At 70.0% G+C, this 23,321-nt stretch carries 19 protein-coding genes; 7 read left to right on the top strand and 12 right to left on the bottom strand.

Features of this window, described 5'->3' with window-relative positions:
* Nucleotides 1–5: 5 nt before the first annotated feature.
* Nucleotides 6–1,796: a peptide-N4-asparagine amidase gene (locus tag ABQJ56_RS11040; RefSeq protein ID WP_367845068.1), complete on the bottom strand. Its 1,791-nt coding sequence runs from the start codon at nucleotides 1,794–1,796 to the stop codon at nucleotides 6–8.
* Between the two features lie 157 nt (nucleotides 1,797–1,953).
* On the opposite strand from ABQJ56_RS11040, the gene ABQJ56_RS11035 reads away from it, so the two are divergent.
* Nucleotides 1,954–2,394 (top strand): Hsp20/alpha crystallin family protein, encoded by a 441-nt coding sequence (locus tag ABQJ56_RS11035; protein ID WP_367845067.1) that lies wholly within the window; start codon nucleotides 1,954–1,956, stop codon nucleotides 2,392–2,394.
* A gap of 91 nt (nucleotides 2,395–2,485) precedes the next feature.
* A complete protein-coding gene (locus ABQJ56_RS11030) occupies nucleotides 2,486–3,391 on the top strand; it encodes a DnaJ C-terminal domain-containing protein (RefSeq protein WP_367845066.1) in 906 nt (301 codons plus the stop codon).
* A gap of 146 nt (nucleotides 3,392–3,537) precedes the next feature.
* Here the strand turns inward: ABQJ56_RS11030 and pilH are convergent, their stop codons facing one another.
* The 9 genes from pilH to ABQJ56_RS10985 form a co-directional block, all read right to left on the bottom strand.
* Nucleotides 3,538–3,903 carry a twitching motility response regulator PilH gene (gene pilH, locus ABQJ56_RS11025; RefSeq protein ID WP_367845065.1) on the bottom strand — a complete coding sequence of 122 codons (366 nt, stop codon included), beginning with the start codon at nucleotides 3,901–3,903 and terminating at the stop codon, nucleotides 3,538–3,540.
* A 68-nt stretch (nucleotides 3,904–3,971) separates the two neighbouring features.
* Nucleotides 3,972–4,967, bottom strand: a complete 996-nt coding sequence (locus tag ABQJ56_RS11020; protein WP_367845064.1) for an acrylyl-CoA reductase family protein — start codon at nucleotides 4,965–4,967, stop codon at nucleotides 3,972–3,974.
* Nucleotides 4,968–5,018: 51 nt separating this feature from the next.
* Nucleotides 5,019–5,615, bottom strand: a complete 597-nt coding sequence (locus tag ABQJ56_RS11015; protein ID WP_367845063.1) for an LOG family protein — start codon at nucleotides 5,613–5,615, stop codon at nucleotides 5,019–5,021.
* A 375-nt stretch (nucleotides 5,616–5,990) separates the two neighbouring features.
* A complete protein-coding gene (lpdA, locus tag ABQJ56_RS11010) occupies nucleotides 5,991–7,415 on the bottom strand; it encodes a dihydrolipoyl dehydrogenase (protein ID WP_367845062.1) in 1,425 nt (474 codons plus the stop codon).
* 138 nt (nucleotides 7,416–7,553) lie between these two features.
* A complete protein-coding gene (gene odhB / locus ABQJ56_RS11005) occupies nucleotides 7,554–8,729 on the bottom strand; it encodes a 2-oxoglutarate dehydrogenase complex dihydrolipoyllysine-residue succinyltransferase (protein WP_367845061.1) in 1,176 nt (391 codons plus the stop codon).
* 81 nt (nucleotides 8,730–8,810) lie between these two features.
* Nucleotides 8,811–11,648, bottom strand: coding sequence for a 2-oxoglutarate dehydrogenase E1 component (locus ABQJ56_RS11000; RefSeq protein WP_367845060.1), 2,838 nt, complete (start codon nucleotides 11,646–11,648; stop codon nucleotides 8,811–8,813).
* A gap of 244 nt (nucleotides 11,649–11,892) precedes the next feature.
* Nucleotides 11,893–12,402, bottom strand: coding sequence for a DUF7931 domain-containing protein (locus tag ABQJ56_RS10995; protein ID WP_367845059.1), 510 nt, complete (start codon nucleotides 12,400–12,402; stop codon nucleotides 11,893–11,895).
* Nucleotides 12,399–13,607, bottom strand: coding sequence for a JmjC domain-containing protein (locus ABQJ56_RS10990; protein ID WP_367845058.1), 1,209 nt, complete (start codon nucleotides 13,605–13,607; stop codon nucleotides 12,399–12,401). The genes ABQJ56_RS10995 and ABQJ56_RS10990 overlap by 4 nt, the downstream gene beginning before the upstream one ends.
* A gap of 114 nt (nucleotides 13,608–13,721) precedes the next feature.
* Nucleotides 13,722–14,471 (bottom strand): sulfite exporter TauE/SafE family protein, encoded by a 750-nt coding sequence (locus tag ABQJ56_RS10985; protein ID WP_367845057.1) that lies wholly within the window; start codon nucleotides 14,469–14,471, stop codon nucleotides 13,722–13,724.
* Between the two features lie 179 nt (nucleotides 14,472–14,650).
* Here ABQJ56_RS10985 and ABQJ56_RS10980 point away from each other — a divergent pair, with 179 nt between their 5' ends.
* The 3 genes from ABQJ56_RS10980 to ABQJ56_RS10970 all read left to right on the top strand — a co-directional run bounded on the left by ABQJ56_RS10980 (nucleotide 14,651) and on the right by ABQJ56_RS10970 (nucleotide 18,963).
* Entirely contained in the window at nucleotides 14,651–16,459 is a 1,809-nt protein-coding gene (locus ABQJ56_RS10980; RefSeq protein ID WP_367845196.1) for an assimilatory sulfite reductase (NADPH) flavoprotein subunit, read from the top strand.
* A gap of 87 nt (nucleotides 16,460–16,546) precedes the next feature.
* On the top strand, nucleotides 16,547–18,232 hold the full coding sequence (gene cysI, locus ABQJ56_RS10975; protein WP_367845056.1) for an assimilatory sulfite reductase (NADPH) hemoprotein subunit: 1,686 nt from the start codon (nucleotides 16,547–16,549) through the stop codon (nucleotides 18,230–18,232).
* Nucleotides 18,229–18,963: a phosphoadenylyl-sulfate reductase gene (locus ABQJ56_RS10970; RefSeq protein WP_437343422.1), complete on the top strand. Its 735-nt coding sequence runs from the start codon at nucleotides 18,229–18,231 to the stop codon at nucleotides 18,961–18,963. Before cysI ends, ABQJ56_RS10970 begins: the two co-directional genes overlap by 4 nt.
* On the opposite strand, the gene ABQJ56_RS10965 is transcribed toward ABQJ56_RS10970, so the two are convergent.
* Nucleotides 18,929–19,966 carry a LysR substrate-binding domain-containing protein gene (locus ABQJ56_RS10965; protein WP_367845055.1) on the bottom strand — a complete coding sequence of 346 codons (1,038 nt, stop codon included), beginning with the start codon at nucleotides 19,964–19,966 and terminating at the stop codon, nucleotides 18,929–18,931. The genes ABQJ56_RS10970 and ABQJ56_RS10965 overlap by 35 nt on opposite strands.
* Nucleotides 19,967–20,440: 474 nt before the next feature.
* Between ABQJ56_RS10965 and cysG the strand changes: the two genes are divergently transcribed.
* Both cysG and cysK read left to right on the top strand, forming a co-directional pair.
* Nucleotides 20,441–21,910 carry a siroheme synthase CysG gene (gene cysG, locus ABQJ56_RS10960; RefSeq protein ID WP_437343421.1) on the top strand — a complete coding sequence of 490 codons (1,470 nt, stop codon included), beginning with the start codon at nucleotides 20,441–20,443 and terminating at the stop codon, nucleotides 21,908–21,910.
* A gap of 70 nt (nucleotides 21,911–21,980) precedes the next feature.
* Nucleotides 21,981–22,922: a cysteine synthase A gene (gene cysK, locus ABQJ56_RS10955; protein WP_367845053.1), complete on the top strand. Its 942-nt coding sequence runs from the start codon at nucleotides 21,981–21,983 to the stop codon at nucleotides 22,920–22,922.
* Here the strand turns inward: cysK and ABQJ56_RS10950 are convergent.
* Nucleotides 22,865–23,275, bottom strand: coding sequence for a winged helix-turn-helix transcriptional regulator (locus ABQJ56_RS10950; protein ID WP_367845052.1), 411 nt, complete (start codon nucleotides 23,273–23,275; stop codon nucleotides 22,865–22,867). The two genes, cysK and ABQJ56_RS10950, sit on opposite strands and share 58 nt — an antisense overlap.
* Nucleotides 23,276–23,321 lie beyond the last annotated feature (46 nt).

The following is a 23,321-nucleotide window of genomic DNA, read 5'->3' as shown; positions in this document are numbered from 1 at the left end:
GTGCCTCAAGGTTGTGAATGGCCGTCCAGACGGTTGGCCTGGTGCGGGCAGCCCTGGCCTGAAGCCACGGCGATGACGGCCTGGTCGCGCGTCTCGACGCGGCGTGCGTAGCAACTGCCCAGCGAATCGCTGAAGCGGTAGGACTGCTGCCCGTGTTGCCCGCGCGAGCCGGTGATGGCCGTGCCGCCGGCGTTGAAGTCGGTATTGCTGTGGCTGAGCAGGTGGTTGTCCAGCGTCGACCAGAAAGCCACGCGACCGCCTTCCGTGCGACGGCGCCTGCTCAGATAACCCTGCTGCACGGTGATGCCGGCCGTGAAATCGCCGCCTGCGTGGACCCGCTTGCGGATGTCGATCAGCAACGGGTATTCGAGACGATGCCTGCGCTGCACCGTGTCGTTGCCGACGGTGGTGGCGATCTCGTCGACCACCTGCGTGCGCATGTCGATGCGCTGGTCGTAGGCATCCCGCGACGGATGGTCGAAGCGCTGGCGGTTGGCGAAGCTGGAGCGGTGTTCGACGCGGGTGACGACCACGCCGTGCGAAGTCCGCAGCTCGCCGGCGATCACGTAGTCGCCGTGCTGCACGGTATCGACCTCGCCATGCAGCGTGCCGCCGGCACCATGGTCGAAGTGGCGCTGCACCTGTGGCTGCTGGCCGCCCTGCCGCGCGGCCAGCGTGTTCAGCGTGAGCTTGCCGGTGAGCACCGCGCGTCCATGGTCGCGCCAGACCAGCAGGTTGGCGGCGAGGCTGAAGAAATCGTGCGCGCCCAGCACACGCACGGCGACGGTGTGGGGCTTGCCGTCGTCCAGCAGCGCGGCGAAGGGCGTCAGGTCCATGCGGTACGGCGTGAAGGCCAGCGTCTGGATATCCGGTGTCGGCCGCCACAGGTTCGGATCCACGCCGCCGGTGTAGGTCCATGGATAGACCGGTGCGCGACCGGCCGGCCGGCCGTCGATGCTCACCGCCACTTCGCGGTAGTTGCCGCCGCCGCATTGCTCCAACGGGTCGCCGGCGTTCGGCGGCCCCAGCGAAAACTCGCGCGTGGGTGCCACGTCGGCGTCGTCGGTGCACATGTACCACTGCTCGTCCACGGCCTGGCTTTGCGCGATCAGGTCCAGCGCCACGCGTTCGACGTTGCGCGGCAGGGTGAGGGTGCGCGAGAGCGCCTGCTTTCCGTCCTGCACATCCACCGGATGGCCGCCGCGGTCGCCGACCAGGCCGAGCGCGAGATCGGCCGGCGGTTCGGCGTGCCCGCCCGGAGCCGCCGGGTAGAACAGCAGCCGCGCGCTGCCGTGGATCGCGCTGTCGTGCTTGCCGTCGACCCAGTTGTTGAGGACGACCTGGCCGTGCCCGGCCTCGCGGAACAGGCTGGCGTAGTCGGTGACGTCGCGCTCGACGTGCCAGCGCGGCGCGACCTTGGCGCCGGGCTCCTGCGTCGTGCCGTAATAGAGGTTCACGCCCTTGAGCCACAGGCTGGCCGTGCGGTCGTACTGCCGTCCGGCGTCCACCGAGAAATCCGCTTCCAGCACCACCCTGGCCCACGGCCCGGCGCACTGCGCGGGCGGGGTGTAGGCCCACTCGCGCGGCTTCGCGTCGCGCGAGGTGGATTCGCCGTGGTCGTCGAACGCGATGTCGGCATACAGCGTGGCGACGCAGGGCGTACCGGCGGGGCGCGGCACCGGCGCGTCGGCGATGGCCACGCCGCGGCCGCCCACGGCGGCCACGGGTGGCGGGGTTTGTGCCGCGGCAGGCAGGGCCAGCGCAAGGGCAAGGCCCGATCCGATCAGGTGGCGCATGAAGATCATTCCGCGGGTGCTTCGAACATGAACCCCAAGCATGCACCCGATTGCGCCGGCTGGCGAGGGATTGCGCGCGCCGTCTTGAATCGGAAACCGTCGCACCTATCTCTGCGGGCAGGCGGCGACGTGCCGCAATCCAATCGAGGAGTTTCCGATGAGCCTGAACCATCATGTGATGTGGGGCCTGCCGCGTGATGCGCGGGCGTGGCGGCATGCGTTCGACCGTTACGTCGAGCCCGGCGACGGCAGGCCGGCCGCCGCGGCGTGGGCGCCGCGCGTGGATATCCGCGAGGAAGCCGAGCGTTTCGTGATACTCGCCGACGTCCCCGGCGTCGACCCGGCGGCGATCGAGGTGAACATGGACCGGAACGTGTTGTCGATCAGCGGCGAACGCGCGGCGGAGCCGGTGGACGCGTCCGCCCATGGCTTCCGGCAGGAGCGGGCGTACGGCCCGTTCCACCGCCGCTTCGTGCTGCCCGACAGCGTCGATGCCGGGCGGATCACCGCCAGCAACCGGCACGGCGTGCTGGAGATCGTGATACCGAAGAAAGCCGAGAGTGCGCCGCGCCGCATCGTGATCGACACGGCCCACTGACCCGCCCGCGGCTTGCGGGAGCGGCCCGCGACGGACGATGATCCGTCGCGGGCCGCGTGTTCATTGACGATACGGCTTGTCTGGAGCGTCCGTGGAATTCAAAGACTATTACGAGATCCTGGGCGTGAAGCCCGAGGCCAGCGAGGCGGAGATCAAGACCGCCTACCGCAAGCTGGCGCGCAAGTACCACCCGGACAAGAACAAGGAAGCGGGCGCCGAGGAGAAGTTCAAGGCCGCGAACGAGGCCCAGGAGGTGCTGCTGGATGCCGAGAAGCGCCGGGCCTACGACCAGCTGCGCGCCGGCGGCTACCGTGGCGGCGAGCAGTTCCGTCCGCCACCGGGTTGGGGCCAGGGGCAGGGCCAGAACTTCGATTTCGGCGGTGATGGCGATTTCAGCGACTTCTTCGAGAGCCTGTTCGGTCGCGCCGCCGGCGGCCACGGCCAGCGTGGCCAGCCGCGCGCGCGGCGTGGGCAGGACGTGCAGGCCAGGGTGGAGATCGACCTGCAGACCGCGTTCGACGGCGGCCGCACCCGCCTGTCATTGCACGACGGCCGCGGCGAAGAGCGCGTACTGGAGGTGAAGATTCCCGCCGGCATCCAGCCGGGGCAGGTGATCCGGCTGGCGGGGCAGGGCCATCCGGGCGGCCATGGCGGCCCGAAAGGCGACCTGCTGCTGGAAGTCGGCATCCGCGACGATGCCCGCTTCAAGCTGGACGGCCACAACGTGCTGCACGTGCTGCCGGTCAGCCCATGGGAAGCGGCGCTGGGGGCCACCGTGCCGGTGCCGACCCTGGCGGGTACGGTGGAGCTGCGCATTCCGGCCGGTTCGCAGTCGGGGCGCAAGCTGCGCCTGAAGGGACGCGGCATGCCGGGTGCGCATCCCGGTGACCAGCTGGTGGAACTGTCGGTCCGCGTTCCGGTTGCGGCCAGCGACGAGCAGCGCGCGGCCTACGAGGCGCTGCGCGCGAAGTTCGCGGATTACGATCCGCGCCACTGATCCGAAGCCCTACTCCCTCGGGGAACGGGATCGGGGCAAGGGTCCGGCCGGGGCCCATGCAATGAGGTGGGCGACACCGGACGAGGCTCCCAATGAAGAACGGCGCCCAAGGGCGCCGTTCTTCATTGCCGTTGCATGCCACTGGCTCAGGCCGGCAGCAGCTCCTTCAGCGTGGCGACCAGTTCCTCTTCCTTGATCGGCTTGGTGACGTAGGCGCGCGCGCCCTGGCGCATGCCCCACACCTTGTCGGTCTCCTGGTCCTTGGTGGTGACCAGCACCACCGGGATGTGCGCCGTGCTGGCGTCCTTGCTGATCGTGCGGGTGGCCTGGAAACCGTTGAGGTTGGGCATCACCACGTCCATCAGGATCAGGTCGGGGATCTCGCGCTTTGCCACCTCGACGCCGGCGGCGCCATCCTCGGCGGTGAGAGTCTCGTGACCGAGCTTCTCGACGATGCGCTTCAGGCCCAGGAGCTGCGACGGCGAGTCGTCGACGATCAGGATGCGTGCCATAAGGTGGGGTCCCCCAGTTGTTTCGGTGGATTCTATGCCGGCGAGCCGGTCCTTCCAAGCCACGTGTTTCAACCCCCTCCGACGCGCACCACGGTGCGGCCGAAGGAATTGCCGTCCAGCATGCGCCCGAATACGTCGGGCAGCTCGTCCAGCGTCGCCTCGCGGGTGGCGATGCGCTCCAGGTGGCGCGGCTTCCAGTCGCCCGCCAGGTGCTGCCAGATGCGCTCGCGCACCGGCCGCGCGGTGCCGGCCGAGGCCACGCCGAGCAGGTTCACGCCGCGGATGATGAAGGGCATCACCGTGCCGTCGAAGGCGATGCCGCCCGCATTGCCGCAGATCGCCACGTTGCCATGGGGCGCGACCAGCGGCAGCAGGCCGGCCAGCATCGCGCCGCCCACGTTGTCCAGCGCGCCGCCGAAGCGGACCGAGTCCATCGGCTTGCCGCTGAAGGCGAGCGCATGGCGGTCGATGCATTCGGCGGCGCCCAGCGACTCCAGGAAATCGAAATGGCCGGCCTTGCCGCTGATCGCATGCACCGCATAGCCGGCGCGGCTGAAGATGTCGATGGCGAGCTGGCCCACGCCGCCGCTGGCGCCGGTGACGGCGATCGGGCCCAGCGCGGGCGTCTGGCCGTTGTCCAGCATGTGCAGCAGCGCCAGCGCGGCGGTGAAGCCGGCGGTGCCGAGGATCATGCTCTCGCGCAGGGTCAGGCCTGCAGGCAACGGGATCGTCCAGCGCGCGTCCAGCCGCGCGTATTCGGCGTAGCCGCCGTCGCGCGTCTCCGACAGGCCGCTGCCGGTGCACAGCACCGCGTCGCCCTCCCGGAACCCCGGAGCGGTGGAGGCGACCACGTGGCCGGCCACGTCGATGCCGCCGTTGAGCGGGTACTGGCGCAGGATCTTGCCCTTGCCGGTGCCGGCGAGGGCGTCCTTGTAGTTCACCGAGGAGTACGCGACCCGGACCAGCACCTCGCCGGGCGTCAGCGCGTCGCTGGCCATCTCCTCGAAGCCGGCGCGGTAGCCGGCTTCGTCGTTGCGGATGCGGAAGGCGCGGAAGGTGGTCATGGCAATCTCCGGGGAACGGCCGATTTTCGAGCGGATGTTCCAGACATCCCCTCAGGCCTTGATGCTGGACGGGCCGATCACGCGGGTGGCGTTGCCGCCGTCGTAGTGCACCATCCAGTCGAACAGCGCGGTGATGGACGCGCCGAACCACAGGCTGTCGCGCTGGCCGGCCTGCACGAAACCCTCGGCCACCATGTGATCCATCATCGCGCGCAGGTCGCGGAAGTAGCCGCGCACGTCGAGGAAGGCACAAGGGTGGCGGTGCAGGCCGAGCTGGGCCCAGGTCAGCATCTCGAACATCTCGTCCATGGTGCCGAAGCCGCCGGGCAGGGCGACGAAGGCATCGGACAGCTCGTACATGCGTGTCTTGCGCTGGTGCATGGTGTCCACCACCACCAGTTCGCTGAGGCCCTTGTGCGCCACCTCGCGCTCGACCAGCTGGCGCGGGATCACGCCCACGACCTTGCCGCCGCCGGCCAGCACCGCGTCGGCCACCGTGCCCATCAAGCCCACGTTGCCGCCGCCATACACCAGGGCGATGCCGCGCTTCGCCATCTCGGTGCCGAAGGCACGCGCCTGATCGGCGTATTCGTGATGCTTGCCGGGGCTGGAGCCGCAGTAGACGCAAAGAGAAGAGGGTTGGGGCATGGCCAAGAGCTCGCTTTTCGCTCGTCATTCCGGCGAAGGCCGGAATCCAGTTCACCTATGCGTCCGAAGGACACAAAGCCTTATTTGAGTGCTTCGCACAGCGTATTGAAACTGGATTCCGGCCTTCGCCGGAATGACGGCGGGGAAGGTTCCGGAGGGTGCAAACAATACGGCCCGCCCATGTCGCCACGAGCGGGCCGCGTGGATCCCGGATCGTCGCCCATCCATGGGCTGTCCGGGATGAGGTCATCCACTTCCAGGATGGATCCCGTGTCATCGGCCATCCATGGCCTGCACGGGATGAGGTCATCCATTCCAAATGGATCCCGGATCAATGCACATCCCTGTGCTGTCCGGGATGAGCGCATCCTGCGCTCAGTTGCCCTTGTGGATGGCGCGCTTGTCCACCGACAGCGCCGCCTCGTGCACGGCTTCCGACAGCGTCGGGTGGGCGTGGACGATGCGGGCGAGGTCTTCGGAGGAGCCCTTGAACTCCATCGCCACCACGCACTCGGCGATCAGCTCGGACACGCCCGGGCCGACCATGTGCACGCCGAGGATGCGGTCGGTGTCGGCGTGGGCGAGCATCTTCACCTGGCCCACGGCCTCGTTCATCGCCACGGCGCGGCCGATCGCGGCGAACGGGAAGGTGCCGACCCGGTACGGGATGCCGGCGTCCTTCAGTTCCTTCTCGGTCTTGCCGGCCCAGGCCACTTCCGGCTCGGTGTAGATCACGAAGGGCACGGTGTCGTAGTTGACGTGGCCGGCCTTGCCGGCGATCCACTCGGCCACCGCCACGCCTTCCTCGGAGCCCTTGTGTGCCAGCATCGGGCCGCGTACCGCGTCGCCGATCGCCCACACGCCGTCCACGCCGGTGTGGCAGTGCTCGTCGACCAGGATGCGGCCGCGCTCGTCCAGCTTCACGCCGGTGTCGTCGGCCAGCAGGCCCGCGGTGTAGGCGCGGCGGCCCACGGCCACCAGCAGCTTGTCGACCACCAGCTGCTGCTCGCCGCTCTTGTCGGTGTAGGTGAGGTGCACGCCATCCTTCTTCACCTCGGCCTTGTTGAGCTTGGCGTCGAGCTTGATGTCCAGGCCCTGCTTGGCGAATTCCTTCGCCGCGAGCTTGGCGATGTCGGCATCGGCCACCGAGAGGAAGTCCGGCAGCGCCTCGATGATCGTCACTTCCGAGCCCATGCGGCGCCACACGCTGCCCAGCTCCAGGCCGATCACGCCGGCGCCGATCACGCCCAGGCGCTTCGGCACTTCGGTGAAGTCCAGCGCGCCGGCGTTGTCGACGATGTTCTTGCCGTCGAACTTGGCGAACGGCAGTTCGATCGGCACCGAGCCCGAGGCGAGGATCACGTTGGTGGCGCCGATCGTCTGCTTGCCGCCGTCGGCGGCGGTGATCTCGACCTGGTTGCCCTTCAGCAGCTTGCCGGTGCCGAAGAACGGGGTGACCTTGTTGGCCTTGAACAGCTGGCCGATGCCGCCGGTGAACTGCTTGACGATCTTGTCCTTGCGGCCGATGAAGGTGGCCATGTCGACCTTGGCGTCCTTCACGCTGATGCCGTGCACCGGCAGGTTGTGCGCGATGTTCCAGTACTGGCGCGAGGAATCCAGCAGCGCCTTGGACGGGATGCAGCCCACGTTGAGGCAGGTGCCGCCCAGCGCCTGCTTGCCGTCCTTGCCGGTGAAGGCGTCCACGCACGCGGTCTTCAGGCCCAGCTGCGCGGCGCGGATCGCGGCCACGTAGCCGGCCGGGCCGGCGCCGATGACGATGACGTCGAATTTGTCGCTCATGTCGTTTCTCGCTTTGTCCCTCTACCCGTCGGGAGAGGGTGCCCAAAGGGCGGGTGAGGGTACGTGTGGAGCGAGGCGTTGCGGCGATGCCGGACCCTCACCCCAACCCCTCTCCCGACGGGAGAGGGGCTCGAGGGCTCAGATGCCCAACAGCATCTTGTGCGGGTTCTCAAGCTGGTTCTTGATGTCCACCAGGAACAGCACCGCGTCCTTGCCGTCGATGATGCGGTGGTCGTAGCTGATCGCGATGTACATCATCGGCGCGGCGATCACCTGGCCGTTCTCGACGACGGCGCGCTCCTTGATCGTGTGCATGCCGAGGATGGCGCTCTGCGGCGGGTTCACGATCGGGGTGGAGAGCAGCGAGCCGAAGGTGCCGCCGTTGGTGATGGTGAAGGTGCCGCCCTGCAGGTCTTCCAGGGTGAGCTTGCCGTCGCGCGCCTTCTTGGCGTAGTCGCCGATCGCCTTCTCGATATCGGCGAAGCTCATGTTCTCGGCGTTGCGCAGCACCGGGGTGACCAGGCCCTTGTCGGTGGACACTGCGATCGAGACGTCCTGGTAGCCGTGGTAGATGACGTCGTTGCCGTCCACCGAGGCGTTGACGATAGGGTGGCGCTTCAGCGCCTCGACCGTGGCCTTGACGAAGAAGCTCATGAAGCCGAGCTTGACGCCGTGCTCCTTCTGGAACTGCTCGCCGAGATCCTTGCGCATCTTGCTGACCGCGGCCAGGTTCACCTCGTTGAACGAGGTGAGCATGGCGATCGAGTTCTTCGACTGCATCAGGCGCTCGGCGATCTTGGCGCGCATGCGGGTCATCGGCACGCGCTCTTCCGGACGCGCACCCGGGGTCGGGGCCGCGGCAGGCGCGGCGGCCGGACGCGGGCCGGCGTTGACCACGTCCTCCTTGATGATGCGGCCGTCGCGGCCGGTGCCGGCGATGGCGGAGGTGTCGACCTTGTTCTCGGTGGCGACGCGCTGCGCGGCGGGCGAAAGCTCGGCGGCCGCCTTCGGTGCCGCCGGGGCGGGGGCCGCGGGTGCGGGAGCAGCAGCGGCCGGCGCCGGCGCGGCGGCCGCGGCACCTTCCTCGATGATCGCGATCACCTGCTGGCTGTTCACCGTGGCGCCGGTCTCCTGCCTGATCTCCTTGATCACGCCGTCGACCGGGGCGGGTACTTCCAGCACCACCTTGTCGGTTTCCAGGTCGACCAGGTTCTCGTCGCGCTTCACCGCGTCGCCGGCCTTCTTGTGCCAGGTGGCGATGGTGGCGTCGGCGACCGACTCGGGCAGGACGGGGACTTTGACTTCGATGGACATGACGGGCCCTTGGGGTTGGTGCGCTTGTCGTGGAGCGCAAAGGTCAGGGCGGCCATCCGTGGCCGCGGGATTCGGGGAAGCTTACTCCGCGGAGTGGTCGGGGCCGATCGGCGCGACCAGCGCCTGCTCGACCAGCGCGGCCTGCTCGGCGACGTGGGTGTTGAGGTGGCCGGCGGCCGGCGCAGGCGAACGCGCGCGGCCGGCGTAGGACAGGCTCTGCTTGCTGCCCACGCAGGCCTGCAGGTGGTGGCGGATCTGGAACCAGGCGCCCTGGTTCATCGGCTCCTCCTGGCACCACACCACTTCCTTCGCGGCCGGGTACTTCTCCAGCTCGGCGGAGACCTCGGCGCGCGGGAACGGGTAGAGCTGCTCGACGCGCACGATCGCCACGTCGGCGAGGCCGCGCTTCTCGGCGTCCTCCAGCAGGTCGTAGTAGACCTTGCCGGCGCACAGCACCACGCGCTTCACCTTCTTGGCGGCGAGCTCGCGGTGCTCGCCGATCACCAGCTGGAAGCTGCCGCCGGCCAGCTCGTCCAGCGTGGACACGGCCAGCTTGTGGCGCAGCAGCGACTTCGGCGTCATCACGATCAGCGGCTTGCGCACGTCGCGCAGCATCTGGCGGCGGATCATGTGGAAATCCTGCGCCGGCGTGGTCGGCACGCAGACCTGCATGTTGTCGAACGCGCACAGCTGCAGGAAGCGTTCCAGGCGCGCGGAGGAGTGCTCCGGGCCCTGGCCTTCGTAGCCATGCGGCAGGTACAGCGCCAGTCCGCACAGGCGGTTCCACTTCGCCTCGCCGGAGCTGATGAACTGGTCGATCACCACCTGGGCGCCGTTGGCGAAGTCGCCGAACTGGCCTTCCCAGATGTTGAGCGTGTCGGGATCGGTGGTGGAGTGGCCGTATTCAAAGGCCATCACCGCCTCCTCGCTGAGCAGCGAGTCGATCACTTCCACGTCGGCCCCGTCGCGGATCGTCGCCAGCGGCATGTGCGTGCGGCCGTCCTTCTGGTCGTGCAGCACCGCGTGGCGGTGGAAGAAGGTGCCGCGGCCGGAATCCTGGCCGACCAGGCGCAGGTTGTGGCCGGCGTCGATCAGGCTGGCGTAGGCGAGATTCTCGGCGAAACCCCAGTCGCCCGGCTGCTCGCCGGCGGCCATCTTGCGGCGGTCTTCGTAGATCTTCGCCACGCGCGACTGCAGGGTGATGTCCCCGGGGATCTCCAGCAGTTTGTTGGCCAGCTCCAGCAGTTTCTTCTTCGGCAGCGTGGTGTCGGTCTTGTCCGACAGCCTGCCCTTGAGGAAGCGCGTCCAGTCGATGTGGATGTCCCGCTTCGGCGCGGGGTCCAGCTCGGTCATCGGCTTGCCCGCTTCCAGGCGGTCGCGGTAGGCGTCGAAGCGCTTCTGCACCTCGCCGTCCGCGATCACGCCTTCGGCCACCAGCTGCTTGCCGTACAGCTCGCGGGCCGGCGGCAGCTTCTTGATGACCTGGTACATCACCGGCTGGGTGGCGGTGGGCTCGTCGGCCTCGTTGTGGCCGTGGCGGCGGTAGCACACCAGGTCGATCACCACGTCCTTGCGGAAGGTCTTGCGGAAGTCGTAGGCGAGGCGGGTGGCCTCGATCACCGCTTCCGGGTCGTCGCCGTTCACGTGCAGCACCGGCGCGTTGACCATCTTGGCCAGGTCGGTGCAGTACATCGTGGAGCGCGCGTCCTGCGGGTTGGAGGTGGTGAAGCCCACCTGGTTGTTCACCACGATGTGCAGGCTGCCGCCGATCTTGAAGCCGCGCGCCTGCGACATGTTGAACAGTTCCATGTTCACGCCCTGGCCGGCCAGCGCGGCGTCGCCGTGGATCAGCACCGCCATCGACTGCTGGTGGGCGCCGTCGTGGCGGCGCACCTGGCGCGCGTGCACGGAGCCGGCCACCACCGGGTTGACGATCTCCAGGTGCGAGGGGTTGAACGCCAGCGCCACGTGGGTGCCGCCCTTGGGCGTCTTGACGTCGGCGGAGAAGCCCATGTGGTACTTCACGTCGCCGGAGTGCGCGGGGTCGTCAGGGTGTTCGAAGCGGCCCTCGAACTCGTCGAACAGGGTCTTCGGCGGCTTGCCGAGGAGGTTGACCAGCACGTTGAGGCGGCCGCGGTGGGCCATGCCGATCACCACTTCCTTGATGCCGTTGTCGCCGGCGGCGCGCACCACGTCGTCCAGCATCGGGATCAGGCTGTCGCCGCCTTCCAGCGAGAAGCGCTTCTGGCCCACGTACTTGGTGTGCAGGTAGCGTTCCAGGCCGTCGGCGGCGGTGAGGCCGTCCAGCACGCGCCGCTTGCCGGCGGCGTCGAGGCCGGCGCTGCCATTGGCCTGCTCCAGCCGGGTATAGATCCAGTTGCGTTGCGCGTGGTCGGAGATGTACATGAACTCCGCGCCGATGCTGCGCGTGTACACCTTCTTCAGGCGCGCCCACAGCTCGCGCAGCTTCAGGCGCTGGCCGCCGCCGGCATAGGTGCCGCAGTCGAATTCGGTGTCGAGGTCGGCTTCAGAGAGGCCGTGGAAGGCGAGGCCGAGGTCGGGCGCCTCCATCTTGTGCGCCAGGCCCAGCGGGTCGAGGTTGGCGGCGAGGTGGCCGCGCGAACGGTAGGCGGTCAGCAGGCGCAGCACGCCGGCCTGCTTGCGCGCGTGCTCGTCGCTGACCGGCACGGCCGCCGCGACGTGGCGCTGTTTCTGCGCCGCCTCGATGCGCGCGATGGCGCCGCCGTGCGGGACGTCACCGGGCTCGCGGCCCTTGAAGGTCTCGAAATACTTGTTCCACTCGGCGGAAACCGACGCGGGGTCGGCCAGCCAGGCGTCATACAGGGATTCGACGTAATCGGCGTTGCCGCCAGCGAGTTGGGAGGATTCGAAGAACTCGCGGATCAGATTCGTACTCACGTCACCACCGGCAGGGGAAGGGAGGCTTGCTGGCGATCCTTCGGCAGCGCGGATCGCCGGCGAAAAATCCTGTTAATTATAGCCTTGGGCTGCTGCATAGCGGCAACCCGGGTGTCGCCCGGAATGGGGGCTCCTTAGCCGGAATTCACCCTGCCGGACACCGACTTTGGTCGCAGGCGCTGCGCGGCAGCGCTTTGCAGGCCCGGGGCTGGCATGGTGCGGCGGGCCGGGTATTCGGCGCAGGCTACAAATCCAGCGCCTGCAGCTCGCTGGCGCGGACGGAGCGTTCCCATATCCCGTCGAACTGCTGCTGCAGCGGCGCCTGGGCGGCGCGGTCGCCGAGCGCCATGCGCCCCTGCGGACGGCCGGCATCGGGCAGAAACAGGTAGGCGCCGTCGTCGGCGAGCAGCCAGGCGCTGGCGCATTGGCGGTCCACGTCCTCCACCGGCGTGCGGATCTGGATCGCGCTGGAGAGGCGCTGGGACAAGGCGATCAGCCGGTGGCCGTCGCGCAGCGCGCTGCCCGGATCGTGCAGCAGGATGCGGATTTCGGCGCGCCGGCCGGAGGTCGCGACGCGCTTGAGTTCGGCCAGCTCCGCGTCGTTGCCATAGTCGTCACGGCCGAGCAGCGGCAGGTGCAGCGCCAGCCGGTGGCGCGCGGCGGCCAGCAATTGCAGGCGCGCGGCGGCCAGCGCTTCGCGTCCGGCTATCGCGCAGTGTCCGTCCTTCGGCATGCCATCGGCCGGGCTGTTCATCGCCGGCGCGCCTTGCGCAGTACCAGGTGGCCGTCGTTGACCAGCGCCAGCAGCAGGGCGAGCGCCGCCGTCGACGGCGCGGCATCCGGCACGATTTCGCGTTGCGCGCAGAGCTGCTTCGCCAGTGCGGGCGAGGCGGGCCATGCATGGCCGTTCGCATACAGCATGCAGCCTGACTTGCCGCGGCTCCACGCCATGCGCGACCACGGGTGGCGCAGCAGGCGCGCACCGGCGGCGAGCTGCTTGCGCAGCGCGGCTTCGTCCAGCGCGCGATCGGGCAGGGCCGGCGTCTGGGCGTTGCGGTAGCGGGTGATGAAACGGCCGAACCAGTCGCGCAGGGTTTCCTCGTCCAGTGCGGCGGCGAACGGCAGCGCCTGGCGCAGCCGGGACAGCGCATCGCCGTCGATCTCGCCCGTGGCCCGGGCCGGCGCGAGGTCGGGATCGGCATAGCGCCGGTCCTCGTGCAGCTGCTCGGCGAGGTAGTCGGCGAGGTCGCCGGTCAGCTCCGCCTGCGAGGGCGCGCGCATGCCCACCGAGAACGTCATGCACGGGCCGCCGAAGGCCACGCCGTCGTGCGGCACGCCGGGCGGCAGGTAGAGCATGTCGCCCGGTTCGAGCAGCCATTCCTGGGTGGGCTCGAACTGCGCCAGTTGCTTCAGCTCCACGTCGGGGCGGAAATCCTTCGGTGCATCAGGGTCGGTGCTGATCGCCCAGTGCCGCTGGCCCAGCCCCTGCAGCAGGAACACGTCGTACTGGTCGACGTGCGCGCCCACGCCGCCGCCGGGTTCGGCGTAGGAAACCATGATGTCGTCCACGCGCCAGCTGGGCAGGAAGGCGAAGGGTTCCAGCAGGGCGGCCACGTCGGCATCCCACTTGTCCACGTCCTGCACCAGCAGGGTCCAGTTCGAGTTACCGGTCTTCGCGAAGTCGGCCTCGGTCAGCGGGCCGGTCTTCACCTGCCAGCGCTCGCGCGCCTCGTCGTGGCGGATCAGCCGCGACAGCGCGCCATCCTCGCAGGCCAAGCCGGCCAGGTCCTCCGGCTGGATCGGCGGCACGAAACCCGGAAAGGCGTTGCGGACCAGCAGCGGGCGCTTCTGCCAGTAGTCGCGCAGGAATTGCGCGGGCGGCATGCCCAAAGGCTGGCGGGCGGAGCCGCGCACTTCGATGGGCGGCGTGGTCTTGCGGGGAGTGGGGGCGCGTTTCATGCGCGCATTGTAATCGGGGGAAGCGTCGATCCCCCTCTCCCGCTTGCGGGAGAGGGGCCGGGGGAGAGGGGGGCTTGATCTGCCGGTTGCAACAAGCAAACCCGCGGACCAGCCTCAACCCAGCACACGCACCGCGTTGTTGATGCCCAGCGCCAGCACCGCCAGCCCGGCCAGCACGGTGGCGGCGCGCGCCGGAATGCGCCGGATGAAGAACGCGCCGAACGGCGCGGCGAGGATGCCGCCGGCGATCAGGCCCAGCACCGCGACCACGTGGCCGGCGCCGATGCCGAACAGGAAGGCGACGCTGGCGGCGATGCTCACCACGCACTTGGCGAGGTGCACGCTGCCGATCACGGCGCGCGGCTGCAGGCCGCGGGCGAGCAGGTTGGTGGCGGTGAGCGCGCTCCAGCCACCGCCGCCCACCGCATCCAGGAAACCGGCCGCCGCGCCCAGGATGGACGTGCCGCGTGGCGGTTCGGTGCGCCCGCCGGGGCGCTTCGCGCCGCGCAGCAACAGGAACAGGCCCATGCCCAACAGGTAGGGCGTCAGCGCGATGCGCATCCATGACGCGGGCAGCTGCACGGCCAGCCACACGCCGAGCAGGGCGCCGACCACGCCGGGGATCGCCAGGGCGAGGAACAGCCGCTTGCGCACGTTGCCGGCCAGCAGGTGGCTGAGTCCCGAGGCGCCGCAGGTGAAGGTCTCGGCGTAGTGCACGCTGGCGCTGGCCATCACCGGCGGCATGCCCAGGCCCAGCAGCAGCCCCGCCGAGGTCACGCCGTAGGCCATGCCCAGCGCGCCGTCCACCAGTTGCGCAGCGGCGCCCACGAGGGCGAAGACGAGGAATTCCGGCAGGGCGCTCATCGGCACTCGCAAAGAGGTGGCGTGGCCATGTCAGCACGCGCGCCTGTACGCGGGAAATGAGCGGCCCGCATAAGCACATGACCACAAGTGTTTTCAGGCTTGCCGGCCACGGACCTAGCATGGTCGCCAAGACGTATGGACGTCCAAAAGGAAAGCCCGTGAGCGTTGCCACCCGACCGATGTTGCCGACGCCCGGCCTGGCCGCGGAGCGGCTGGCGCTGCTGCACCGGCTGACCGAGGGCCTGCCGCCGGCGGAGCTGTACTGGATATCGGCGTGGAGCGCGGCGCTGGCGGCCCAGGCCACGCGCGTCACCCTGCCGCCCGCCGCGCCGGTGGCCGAGGCGCCGAGCGCCGCCGCGGCCGAGCGGCTGACCGTGCTCTACGGCAGCCAGACCGGCAACTCGCGCCGGGTGGCCGAGCGGCTGGCCGAACGCGCCGCCGCGGCGGGATTGGGCGTGCGGCTGCTGCGCACCGGCGCCTATGCGGTGCGCGAGCTGGCGCAGGAGCGGCACCTCGTGCTGGTGATCAGCAGCCAGGGCGACGGCGATCCGCCGGACGATGCGCTGGGTTTCGTCGAGTTCGTGAGCGGCAAGCGTGCGCCCAGGCTGCCGCAGCTGAAGTTCGCCGTGCTGGGCCTGGGCGATTCCAGCTACCCGCAATTCTGCGCGGTGAGCCGCCGGCTCGATGCGCGCTTCGCCGAGCTTGGTGCGCAGCGTTTTGCCCCGCTGGGCGAGGCCGACGTGGATTTCGAGGCGCCCAGCGCGAGCTGGAGCGAAAGCGCGCTGGCCAGGGCGCGCGAAACGCTGGGCACGCCGGCGACGCCCGCCACGAACCTGCGTCCGGTGGCGCTGCACGCGGTGAACAGTGCGCTGCACGACCGCGCGAACCCGTATGCCGCCGAAGTGCTGGAGAACCAGCGCATCGTCGCGCGCGACAGCGCCCGCGAAGTGCGCCACCTCGAACTCTCGCTGCAGGGTTCGGGCCTGCGCTATGAGCCGGGCGACGCGCTGGGCGTGTGGCCGCGCAATCCGCCCGCGCTGGTGGACGACTGCCTGCGCCTGCTGCGCCTCGATGGCGAGCAGGAAGTCGCGCACGACGGCCGCCGCCTGCCGCTGCGGCGCTGGCTGACCCACGAGCGCGAGCTGACCCGGCTCAGCCGCCCGCTGCTGGCCGCGCATGCCGCCGCCAGCGGCGACGCCGGGCTGGCGCGCGTGCTGGAACCGGAACAGCGCGAGGCGCTGGCCCGGCTGCTCGACGCGTACCAGCCGATCGACCTGCTGCGCCGTCATCCGGTGGACTGGGACGCCCCGCAGCTGGTCGCCGCGCTGCGCCCGCTCACGCCGCGGCTGTATTCCATCGCCTCCAGCGCGAAAGCAGTGGGCGAGGACGAGGTGCATCTCACGGTAGGTGTGGTGGAGTACAGCGCGCACGGCGGCGCCCACCTCGGCGCGGCCTCGGCCTTCCTCGCCGCCGCCGGCGAGGAGGCGCGGGTACCGGTGTTCGTGGAAGCGAACGAGCGCTTCCGCCTGCCGGCCGACCCTTCGCGCGACATCATCATGATCGGGCCGGGCACCGGCGTGGCGCCGTTCCGCGCCTTCGTGCAGGAGCGCCAGGCCGTGGGCGCCGCCGGCCGCAACTGGCTGTTCTTCGGCAACCGCCATTTCGCGCAGGACTTCCTCTACCAGACCGAGTGGCAGCGGGCGTTGCAGGACGGCGCGCTGCATCGCCTCGATCTTGCGTTTTCGCGTGACACGGCGGCCAAGGTCTACGTCCAGCACAAGCTCAGGGAACGCGGCCGCGAACTCTACGGCTGGCTGCGCGACGGCGCCCATCTCTACGTCTGCGGCGACGCGACGCACATGGCGAAGGACGTGCACGAGGCGCTGGTCGACGTGGCCGTCGCCCACGGTGGACTCTCCGCCGGGGACGCCCGCGGCTGGCTGGCCGAATTGCTGCAGGAAGGGCGCTACGCCCGTGATGTTTATTGAGAAAAGCATCGCGGCTGAAGCCGCTCCTACGGCGTATGGATCGTAGGAGCGGCTTCAGCCGCGACCCAGATAGTCCCGAGAATTCCCATGCCCTCCCATCTCGAACACATCAAGAGCACCAGCCGCTTCCTGCGCGGCAGCATCGCCGAAGGCCTGGCCGATCCGGTCACCGGCGCGATCAGCGAGGACGACAACAAGCTGCTGAAGTTCCACGGCAGCTACCAGCAGGACGACCGCGACCTGCGCGACGAGCGTCGCAGGCAGAAGCTGGAGCCGGCCTGGGCCTTCATGGTGCGCGCGCGCCTGCCGGGCGGGGTGATGACGCCGTCGCAGTGGCTGGCCTTCGACAAGATCGCCAGCGACTACGCCTCCAGCGGCCTGCGCATCACCACGCGGCAGACCTTCCAGTGGCACGGCATCATCAAGCGCGACCTCAAGCCCACCATCGCCGCGATCGACGCCGCGCTGGCCAGCACCATCGCCGCCTGCGGCGACGTCAACCGCAACGTGGTGTGCAACACCAACCCGGTCGAGTCGAAGGCGCATGCCGCGGCGTATGCGTGGGCGGTACGGCTGTCCGAGCACCTGAAGCCGAAGACACGTGCCTACCACGAGCTCTGGCTGGACGGCGAAAAGCTGGTGGGCGCGGCCGCCGAAGCCGAGAACGAACCGCTGTACGGCGCCACCTACCTGCCGCGCAAGTTCAAGATCGGCGTGGCGATCCCGCCACTCAACGACATCGACGTGTTCGCGCAGGACCTGGGCCTGATCGCCATTGTCGAGCGCGGCGAGCTGGTCGGCTTCGACGTGGCGATCGGCGGCGGCATGGGCGCCACGCATGGCGACCCCACCACCTATCCGCGCCTCGCCGACGTGATCGGCTTCGTGCCGCCCGAGCGCGTCGTGGCGCTGGCCGAGGCTACCATCGCCGTGCAGCGCGACTGGGGCGACCGCGAGGAGCGCAAGCACGCGCGCTTCAAGTACACCATCGACACGCGCGGCCTGGCCGTGGTGAAGGCGGAAATCGAAAAGCGCGCCGGCTTCGCGCTGGAGCCGGCGCGGCCGTTCCGCTTCGACCACAATGGCGACCGCTACGGCTGGATCGAAGGCCATGACGGCCGCTGGCATCTCACCCTGCAGGTGGAATCCGGCCGCCTGCTGGACGGCGACGAGGCGCGCTGGCTCAGCGGCATGCGCGAGATCGCGCGCGTGCACACCGGCGACATCCGGCTCACCTGCAACCAGAACCTGATCGTCGCGAACGTGGCCGCGGCGGATCGCGCACGCATCGACGCCCTCGTGGCCGCACACGGCATGGACGGCTACCGCCGCCACAGCGGCATCCGCCGCCACGCCATCGCCTGCGTGGCGCTGCCCACCTGCGGGCTGGCGATGGCCGAGAGCGAGCGCTACCTGCCGCAGCTGTTGCCCAAGCTGGAGGCCTCGCTGGACCGCCACGGCCTGCTGTCCGCGCCCATCCTGCTGCGCCTGTCCGGTTGCCCGAACGGCTGCTCGCGCCCGTACCTTGGCGAGATCGCCCTGGTGGGCCGCGCGGTGGGTCGCTACGACCTGCGCCTGGGCGCGGACTTCCGCGGCCAGCGACTCAACCAGGTCTACCGCGAGAACGTGGACGAACCGGCGCTGCTCGCCGCGCTGGACCGGCTGTTTGCCCGCTATGCCGGCGACCGGACGCCGGGCGAGCACTTCGGCGACTTCCTGCTGCGCGCCGGCGTGCTCGCGTCGAGGAAGATCGCGCTGGAGGTCATCGCGTGAGCGCGCCCGTGCTTCCCGACGGCGACGATGTCGAGGCCTTGCTCGCGCTCAACCACTGGCTGGCCGGGCGCGATGCCGAGGCGCGCGTGCGCTGGATGCTGCAGCACGTGCCGGGCGCGCACGCGCTGTCCTCCAGCTTCGGTGCGCAGGCGGCAGTGTCGCTGCACCTGCTGACGAGCCAGGCACCGGACATTCCGGTGGTCCTGATCGACACCGGCTACCTGTTCCCCGAGACCTACCAGTTCGTCGACACGCTGAGCGAGCGGCTCGCGCTCAACCTCAAGGTCTACCGCCCCATCATCGGCCGCGCCTGGGCCGAGGCGCGCTACGGCAAGCTGTGGGAGCAGGGCATCGAGGGGCTGGACCGCTACAACCGCATCCGCAAGGTGGAACCGATGCAGCGCGCGCTGGGCGAACTGGGCGTGCAGGGCTGGTTCGCCGGCCTGCGCCGCGACCAGTCGCGCAGCCGCCGCGCCATCGACTTTGTCGAGTGGCGCCAGATGCCGTCCGGTGGCGGCAGGTGGAAGCTGCACCCGATCGCCGACTGGAGCGACCGCGACGTGGGGCGCTACCTGCAGAAGCACGGCTTGCCCTACCACCCGCTGTGGGAGCAGGGCTACATCTCCATCGGCGACACCCACACCACGCAGCGCTGGGAGCCGGGCATGGAGGCCGAGGACACCCGTTTCTTCGGACTCAAGCGCGAGTGCGGCCTGCACGAACTGCCGTGAGCGGCGGAGCCGCCGCGGCTGCGGCGGACTGCTGGCGCTCGCGCCAGTGCGGCACGCGCGGCGGCGTCTCCGGCACGATGCCCAGGGCAAGCAGCCGGCGCACGTCGTTGCGGTCCAGGTGCGGCGCGAACTGCGCGATCCATTCCAGCGTGTAGTCGCGCAGCACGCTGTCCTTGCGCAGCACGATCCAGGTGGTGCACAGCGGCAGCAGCGCGTCGGCCTGGATCACGCGCAGGTCGGCGTCCTCGCCCGGCTGCAGCGCCATCTCGGCCAGCACGCCGATGCCCAGGCCGGCGCGTACATAGGTCTTGATCAGGTCGGCGTCGGCGGCGGTCATCGCGATCTGCGGGCTCAGCCCGGTGGCGGCGAAGGCGCGGCGCAGCGAGGATTCCGGCCGTTTCGAGGAGTCGTAGCTCACCAGCGGCTGCGCGGCCAGCTCGGCCAGCGTGGGCGTGCGGCCCAGCGTGGCCAGCGGGTGGTCACGCGGCACCAGCACCACGCGGCTCCAGCGATAGGCGGGCAGGGCGACGCCGCCGACCGGCGCGGCGCCCGAGGTGCTGACCACGGCGAGATCGGCGCGGCTGCCTTCCAGCAGGGCCAGCACCTCGGCATCGCCGCAGGGTTGCAGGTGCACGCTCACGTCCGGATAGCGGCGGTTGAGCGCGGCGATCGAGCCGGGCAGGGCGAAGCGCGCCTGGGTGTGCGTGGTGGCGATGCGCAGCTCGCCGTGCGCCTCGTTGCGCAGGTTCGCGGCGATCGAACGGATGTTCAGCGCCTCGGCCAGGATCACCCGCGCCCGCTCGATCACCCGTACGCCGGCGTCGGTGATCGAATCCAGGCTCTTGCCCTTGCGGATGAACAGCTGCAGGCCGAGTTCGTCCTCCAGCTGCTTGAGCTGCTTGCTCACCCCGGGCTGGGTGGCATGCACGTGCTCGGCGGCGGCGGTGATGTTGAGGCGGCAGTCGGCGATGGCGACGAGGTAGCGCAGCTGGGTCAGGGTCATGGCGATCCAGGGAGTCGGGGCGATGGCGGCGGGTGCGGCGCGGCAAGGGATTGCGCACGCATACATCGCGTCGTCCGGGTCCGCGTGAGGCGGTCGCTGGATGGGCTGGGTTCGGCATGGATGGTGACCATGCGGTCGAGTGTATATGCATTTTTGTTCGGACGTCTATACGTATAAACGTTCATAAACAAAGTGATCCGAAGGATGGCCGTGCTCTCACGTGCCGTTCGCCGCGGCCGAAGGGGCCGGGTTGCACGCTTCGACTTGCCCGCTCCTCAAGGCCGGCGCCAACCCTGGCGCTTCCCCGCGTGCGCCGGCTGGCGCAAGCCGGGCCCGGCGCACACGGAGGCAGGGCAGCGCCATGCGAGGGAGTTCATGCCGCACCGGCATATGTGCCGGCACGATCGTCATTTCCGCAGGCAAGACGCACTGCTTAGCGTGGCTCGTTCCAGGGCCATGTCATCGAATCCCCGCATGAAGCTGTATCCGTTGTTCGCCGATCTCTCCCGTCGCGCCGTGCTGGTGGTGGGCGGCGGCGCCGTGGCCGAGCGCAAGGCCGCGGCCCTGCTGGCGGCGGGCGCGCAGGTGACCGTGGGTGCGCCGGAGCTGACGCCGCTGCTGCAGCGCTGGGCGCGGCAGGGGCGCATCGCGCATCGCGCCGGCGGGTTCGCGCCGGGCTGGCTGGACCACGTGTGGCTGGTGGTGGCGGCCACCGGCGACCGCGCGCTGAATGCCCGCGTCGCCGAACTGGCCGGCCTGCAGCGCGTGTTCGTCAACGTGGTGGACGATGCGGAACTGTCCAGCTTCCACGTGCCGGCGGTGATCGATCGCGCGCCGCTGGTGGTGGCGATCTCCAGCGGCGGCGCGGCACCGATGCTGGCCCGCCTCGTGCGCGAACGGCTGGAAACCCTGCTCGACCACTCGCTGGGCCCGCTGGCGACGCTGGCGGCGCGGCTGCGCCAGCGCATCCGGCGCCGGCACCCCGATCTCGCGGCGCGCCGGCGTTTCTACACGAATCTGTTCAACGGCCGGGTGGCCGCGCTGCTGCGCAGTGGCCGGCCGGAAGAGGCCGCCGCCCTGGCCGAACAGGCCCTGCGGACGGCGACCGTCGCGGCCACGGGTTCGGTGGTGCTGGTGGGCGCAGGCCCCGGCGATCCGGGCCTGCTGACCCTGCGCGGCCTGCGCGCGCTGAACGAGGCCGACGTGATCCTGCACGACCGCCTGGTCAGCACCGAGGTGCTGGAATTGGCGCGCCGCGACGCCGAGCGCATCGAGGTGGGCAAACAGGCCGGCAACCATCACGCCACCCAGGACGAGATCCACGCGCTGCTGCTCGGACACGCGCGGGCGGGGCGCCGCGTGGTGCGCCTGAAGGGCGGCGACCCCTTCGTGTTCGGCCGCGGTGGCGAGGAGCTGGAATTCCTGCGCGACCACGGCATTCCCTACGAAGTGGTGCCCGGCATCACCGCCGCGCTGGCCTGCGCCGCGCATGCCGGCGTGCCGCTGACCCACCGCGGCCACGCGCAGTCGGTGCGCTTCGTCACCGCGCACTGCCGCGATTCGCTGGACACGCTGGACTGGCGCGCGCTGGCGCAGGAGCGGCAGACCCTGGCGGTGTACATGGGCGTGGCCGGACTCGAAAGTTTGCAGGAGCAGCTGCTCGCGCAGGGACGCGCACCCTCCACCCCGTTCGCCCTGGTCGAGAACGGCACGCGCGCCAACCAGCGCGTGGTCACCGGTACCCTGGCCGACCTGCCCGGGCGCGCCGCCGCACACGCAGTGCGCTCGCCCGCGCTGCTGATCCTGGGCGAGGTGGCCGCGCTGGCCGAGCGCCTGGCCTGGTTCGGTGCGCCGCCGCTGGGCGAAACCGTCGCCACGGTGCGGCAGCTCGAGCCACCGCGGCCCTCGCGGGAGGCTGCCGCACGCCTGCGCCGCCGCGCTTGACGAAAACCTTGCATGTCCAGGTGCAGCATGGCCGGACGTTTCCATCCTTATTCCTGGCAGGGGAGCACCCATGATCCACGACAGCATCCTCGACACCATCGGCAACACGCCCATCGTCCGCCTGCACCGCCTCGCCCCGAAGCACGTGGAGCTGTACGTGAAGGTGGAGGCGTTCAACCCCGCGGGCTCGGTGAAGGACCGCCTCGCGCTGGCGATCATCCTCGACGCCGAGCAGCGCGGCACGCTCAAGCCCGGCCAGACGGTAATCGAGGCCACCTCGGGCAACACCGGCGTGGCGCTGGCGGCGGTGTGCGCGGCGCGCGGCTATCCGTTCGTGGCGGTGATGAGCGAGACCTTCTCGGTCGAACGGCGCAAGCTGATCCGCGCCTACGGCGGCAAGGTGCTGCTCACCCCCGGCGCCGCGCGCGGCACCGGCATGGTGCAGGTGGCGGAAGAGCTGGCGCGCAAGCACGGCTGGTTCCTCGCCCGCCAGTTCGAGAACCCGGCCAACCCGGCCTGGCACCGCCAGACCACCGCGCCGGAAATCCTGCGCGACTTCGCCGGCCGCCGCCTCGACTACTTCGTCAGCGGCTGGGGCACCGGCGGCACTCTCACCGGCGTGGGCGAGGTGCTCAAGGTGGCGCGGCCGGAAGTGAAGGTGATCGCCACCGAGCCGGCGGGCGCCTCGCTGCTCGGCGGCAAGGAATGGCAGCCGCACAAGATCCAGGGCTGGACCCCCGACTTCGTGCCCGCCGTGCTCAACCGCAAGGTGGTCGACCAGCTGGTGACGGTGGACGACACCGTGGCCCGCGACACCTCACGCGCACTGGCGCAGCAGGAAGGCATCTTCACCGGCATCTCCTCGGGCGCCACGCTGGCCGCCGCGCTCGACGTGGCCAGGACTGCACCCGAAGGGTCGGTACTGTTGGCGATGCTGCCGGATACCGGCGAGCGCTACCTGTCCACGTTCCTCTTTGAGGGGGTGAACGAGGGGTCGGATGAGGTGGAGTGATGGCGTAAGCTCCCCCACTCCGCAACCAGCTTCTGTCCCACCCGCACCAGCGCATTGATCGCCGGCAGCAACTCGCGGCCCAGTTCGGTGAGCGCGTATTCGGCCGAAGGTGGGGAGGTGTCGAGTGGGCGGCGCGACACCAGTCCGCGCGATTCCAGCTCGCGCAGCCGTGCGCTGAGCACGCGGGCGGAGATGCGCGGGATGTCGTGGCGCAGCTCGCCGAAGCGGCGCGGTTCGCCGCTGAGGCACCAGACCACGTTGGGCGCCCAGGCACCGCGCAGCAGCGCCAGGCTTTCGGTGAGCGGGCAGGCCGGCGGCGGCGCGATCCTGCTCTTGCGTACGGGTAGGCCCATGGAATGGCTCGATGCTGGCGTGCGCGATGGTAACCGCGGGGTTACC

The organism is Rhodanobacter geophilus (assembly GCF_040812275.1).
GTDB classification, from domain to species: domain Bacteria; phylum Pseudomonadota; class Gammaproteobacteria; order Xanthomonadales; family Rhodanobacteraceae; genus Rhodanobacter_A; species Rhodanobacter_A geophilus.
Note: the sequence above shows the minus strand (reverse complement) of the source record. Positions and strands in the feature narration are given on the sequence as shown.

Coding starts and splice junctions, on each gene's coding strand:
- ABQJ56_RS11040 (WP_367845068.1), bottom strand. CDS start 1,796: ATGCGCCACCTGATCGGATCGGGCCTTGCCCTTGCGCTGGCCCTGCCT.
- ABQJ56_RS11035 (WP_367845067.1), top strand. CDS start 1,954: ATGAGCCTGAACCATCATGTGATGTGGGGCCTGCCGCGTGATGCGCGG.
- pilH (WP_367845065.1), bottom strand. CDS start 3,903: ATGGCACGCATCCTGATCGTCGACGACTCGCCGTCGCAGCTCCTGGGC.
- ABQJ56_RS11020 (WP_367845064.1), bottom strand. CDS start 4,967: ATGACCACCTTCCGCGCCTTCCGCATCCGCAACGACGAAGCCGGCTAC.
- ABQJ56_RS11015 (WP_367845063.1), bottom strand. CDS start 5,615: ATGCCCCAACCCTCTTCTCTTTGCGTCTACTGCGGCTCCAGCCCCGGC.
- lpdA (WP_367845062.1), bottom strand. CDS start 7,415: ATGAGCGACAAATTCGACGTCATCGTCATCGGCGCCGGCCCGGCCGGC.
- odhB (WP_367845061.1), bottom strand. CDS start 8,729: ATGTCCATCGAAGTCAAAGTCCCCGTCCTGCCCGAGTCGGTCGCCGAC.
- ABQJ56_RS10995 (WP_367845059.1), bottom strand. CDS start 12,402: ATGAACAGCCCGGCCGATGGCATGCCGAAGGACGGACACTGCGCGATA.
- ABQJ56_RS10990 (WP_367845058.1), bottom strand. CDS start 13,607: ATGAAACGCGCCCCCACTCCCCGCAAGACCACGCCGCCCATCGAAGTG.
- ABQJ56_RS10985 (WP_367845057.1), bottom strand. CDS start 14,471: ATGAGCGCCCTGCCGGAATTCCTCGTCTTCGCCCTCGTGGGCGCCGCT.
- ABQJ56_RS10980 (WP_367845196.1), top strand. CDS start 14,651: ATGTTGCCGACGCCCGGCCTGGCCGCGGAGCGGCTGGCGCTGCTGCAC.
- cysI (WP_367845056.1), top strand. CDS start 16,547: ATGCCCTCCCATCTCGAACACATCAAGAGCACCAGCCGCTTCCTGCGC.
- ABQJ56_RS10965 (WP_367845055.1), bottom strand. CDS start 19,966: ATGACCCTGACCCAGCTGCGCTACCTCGTCGCCATCGCCGACTGCCGC.
- cysG (WP_437343421.1), top strand. CDS start 20,441: ATGAAGCTGTATCCGTTGTTCGCCGATCTCTCCCGTCGCGCCGTGCTG.
- cysK (WP_367845053.1), top strand. CDS start 21,981: ATGATCCACGACAGCATCCTCGACACCATCGGCAACACGCCCATCGTC.
- ABQJ56_RS10950 (WP_367845052.1), bottom strand. CDS start 23,275: ATGGGCCTACCCGTACGCAAGAGCAGGATCGCGCCGCCGCCGGCCTGC.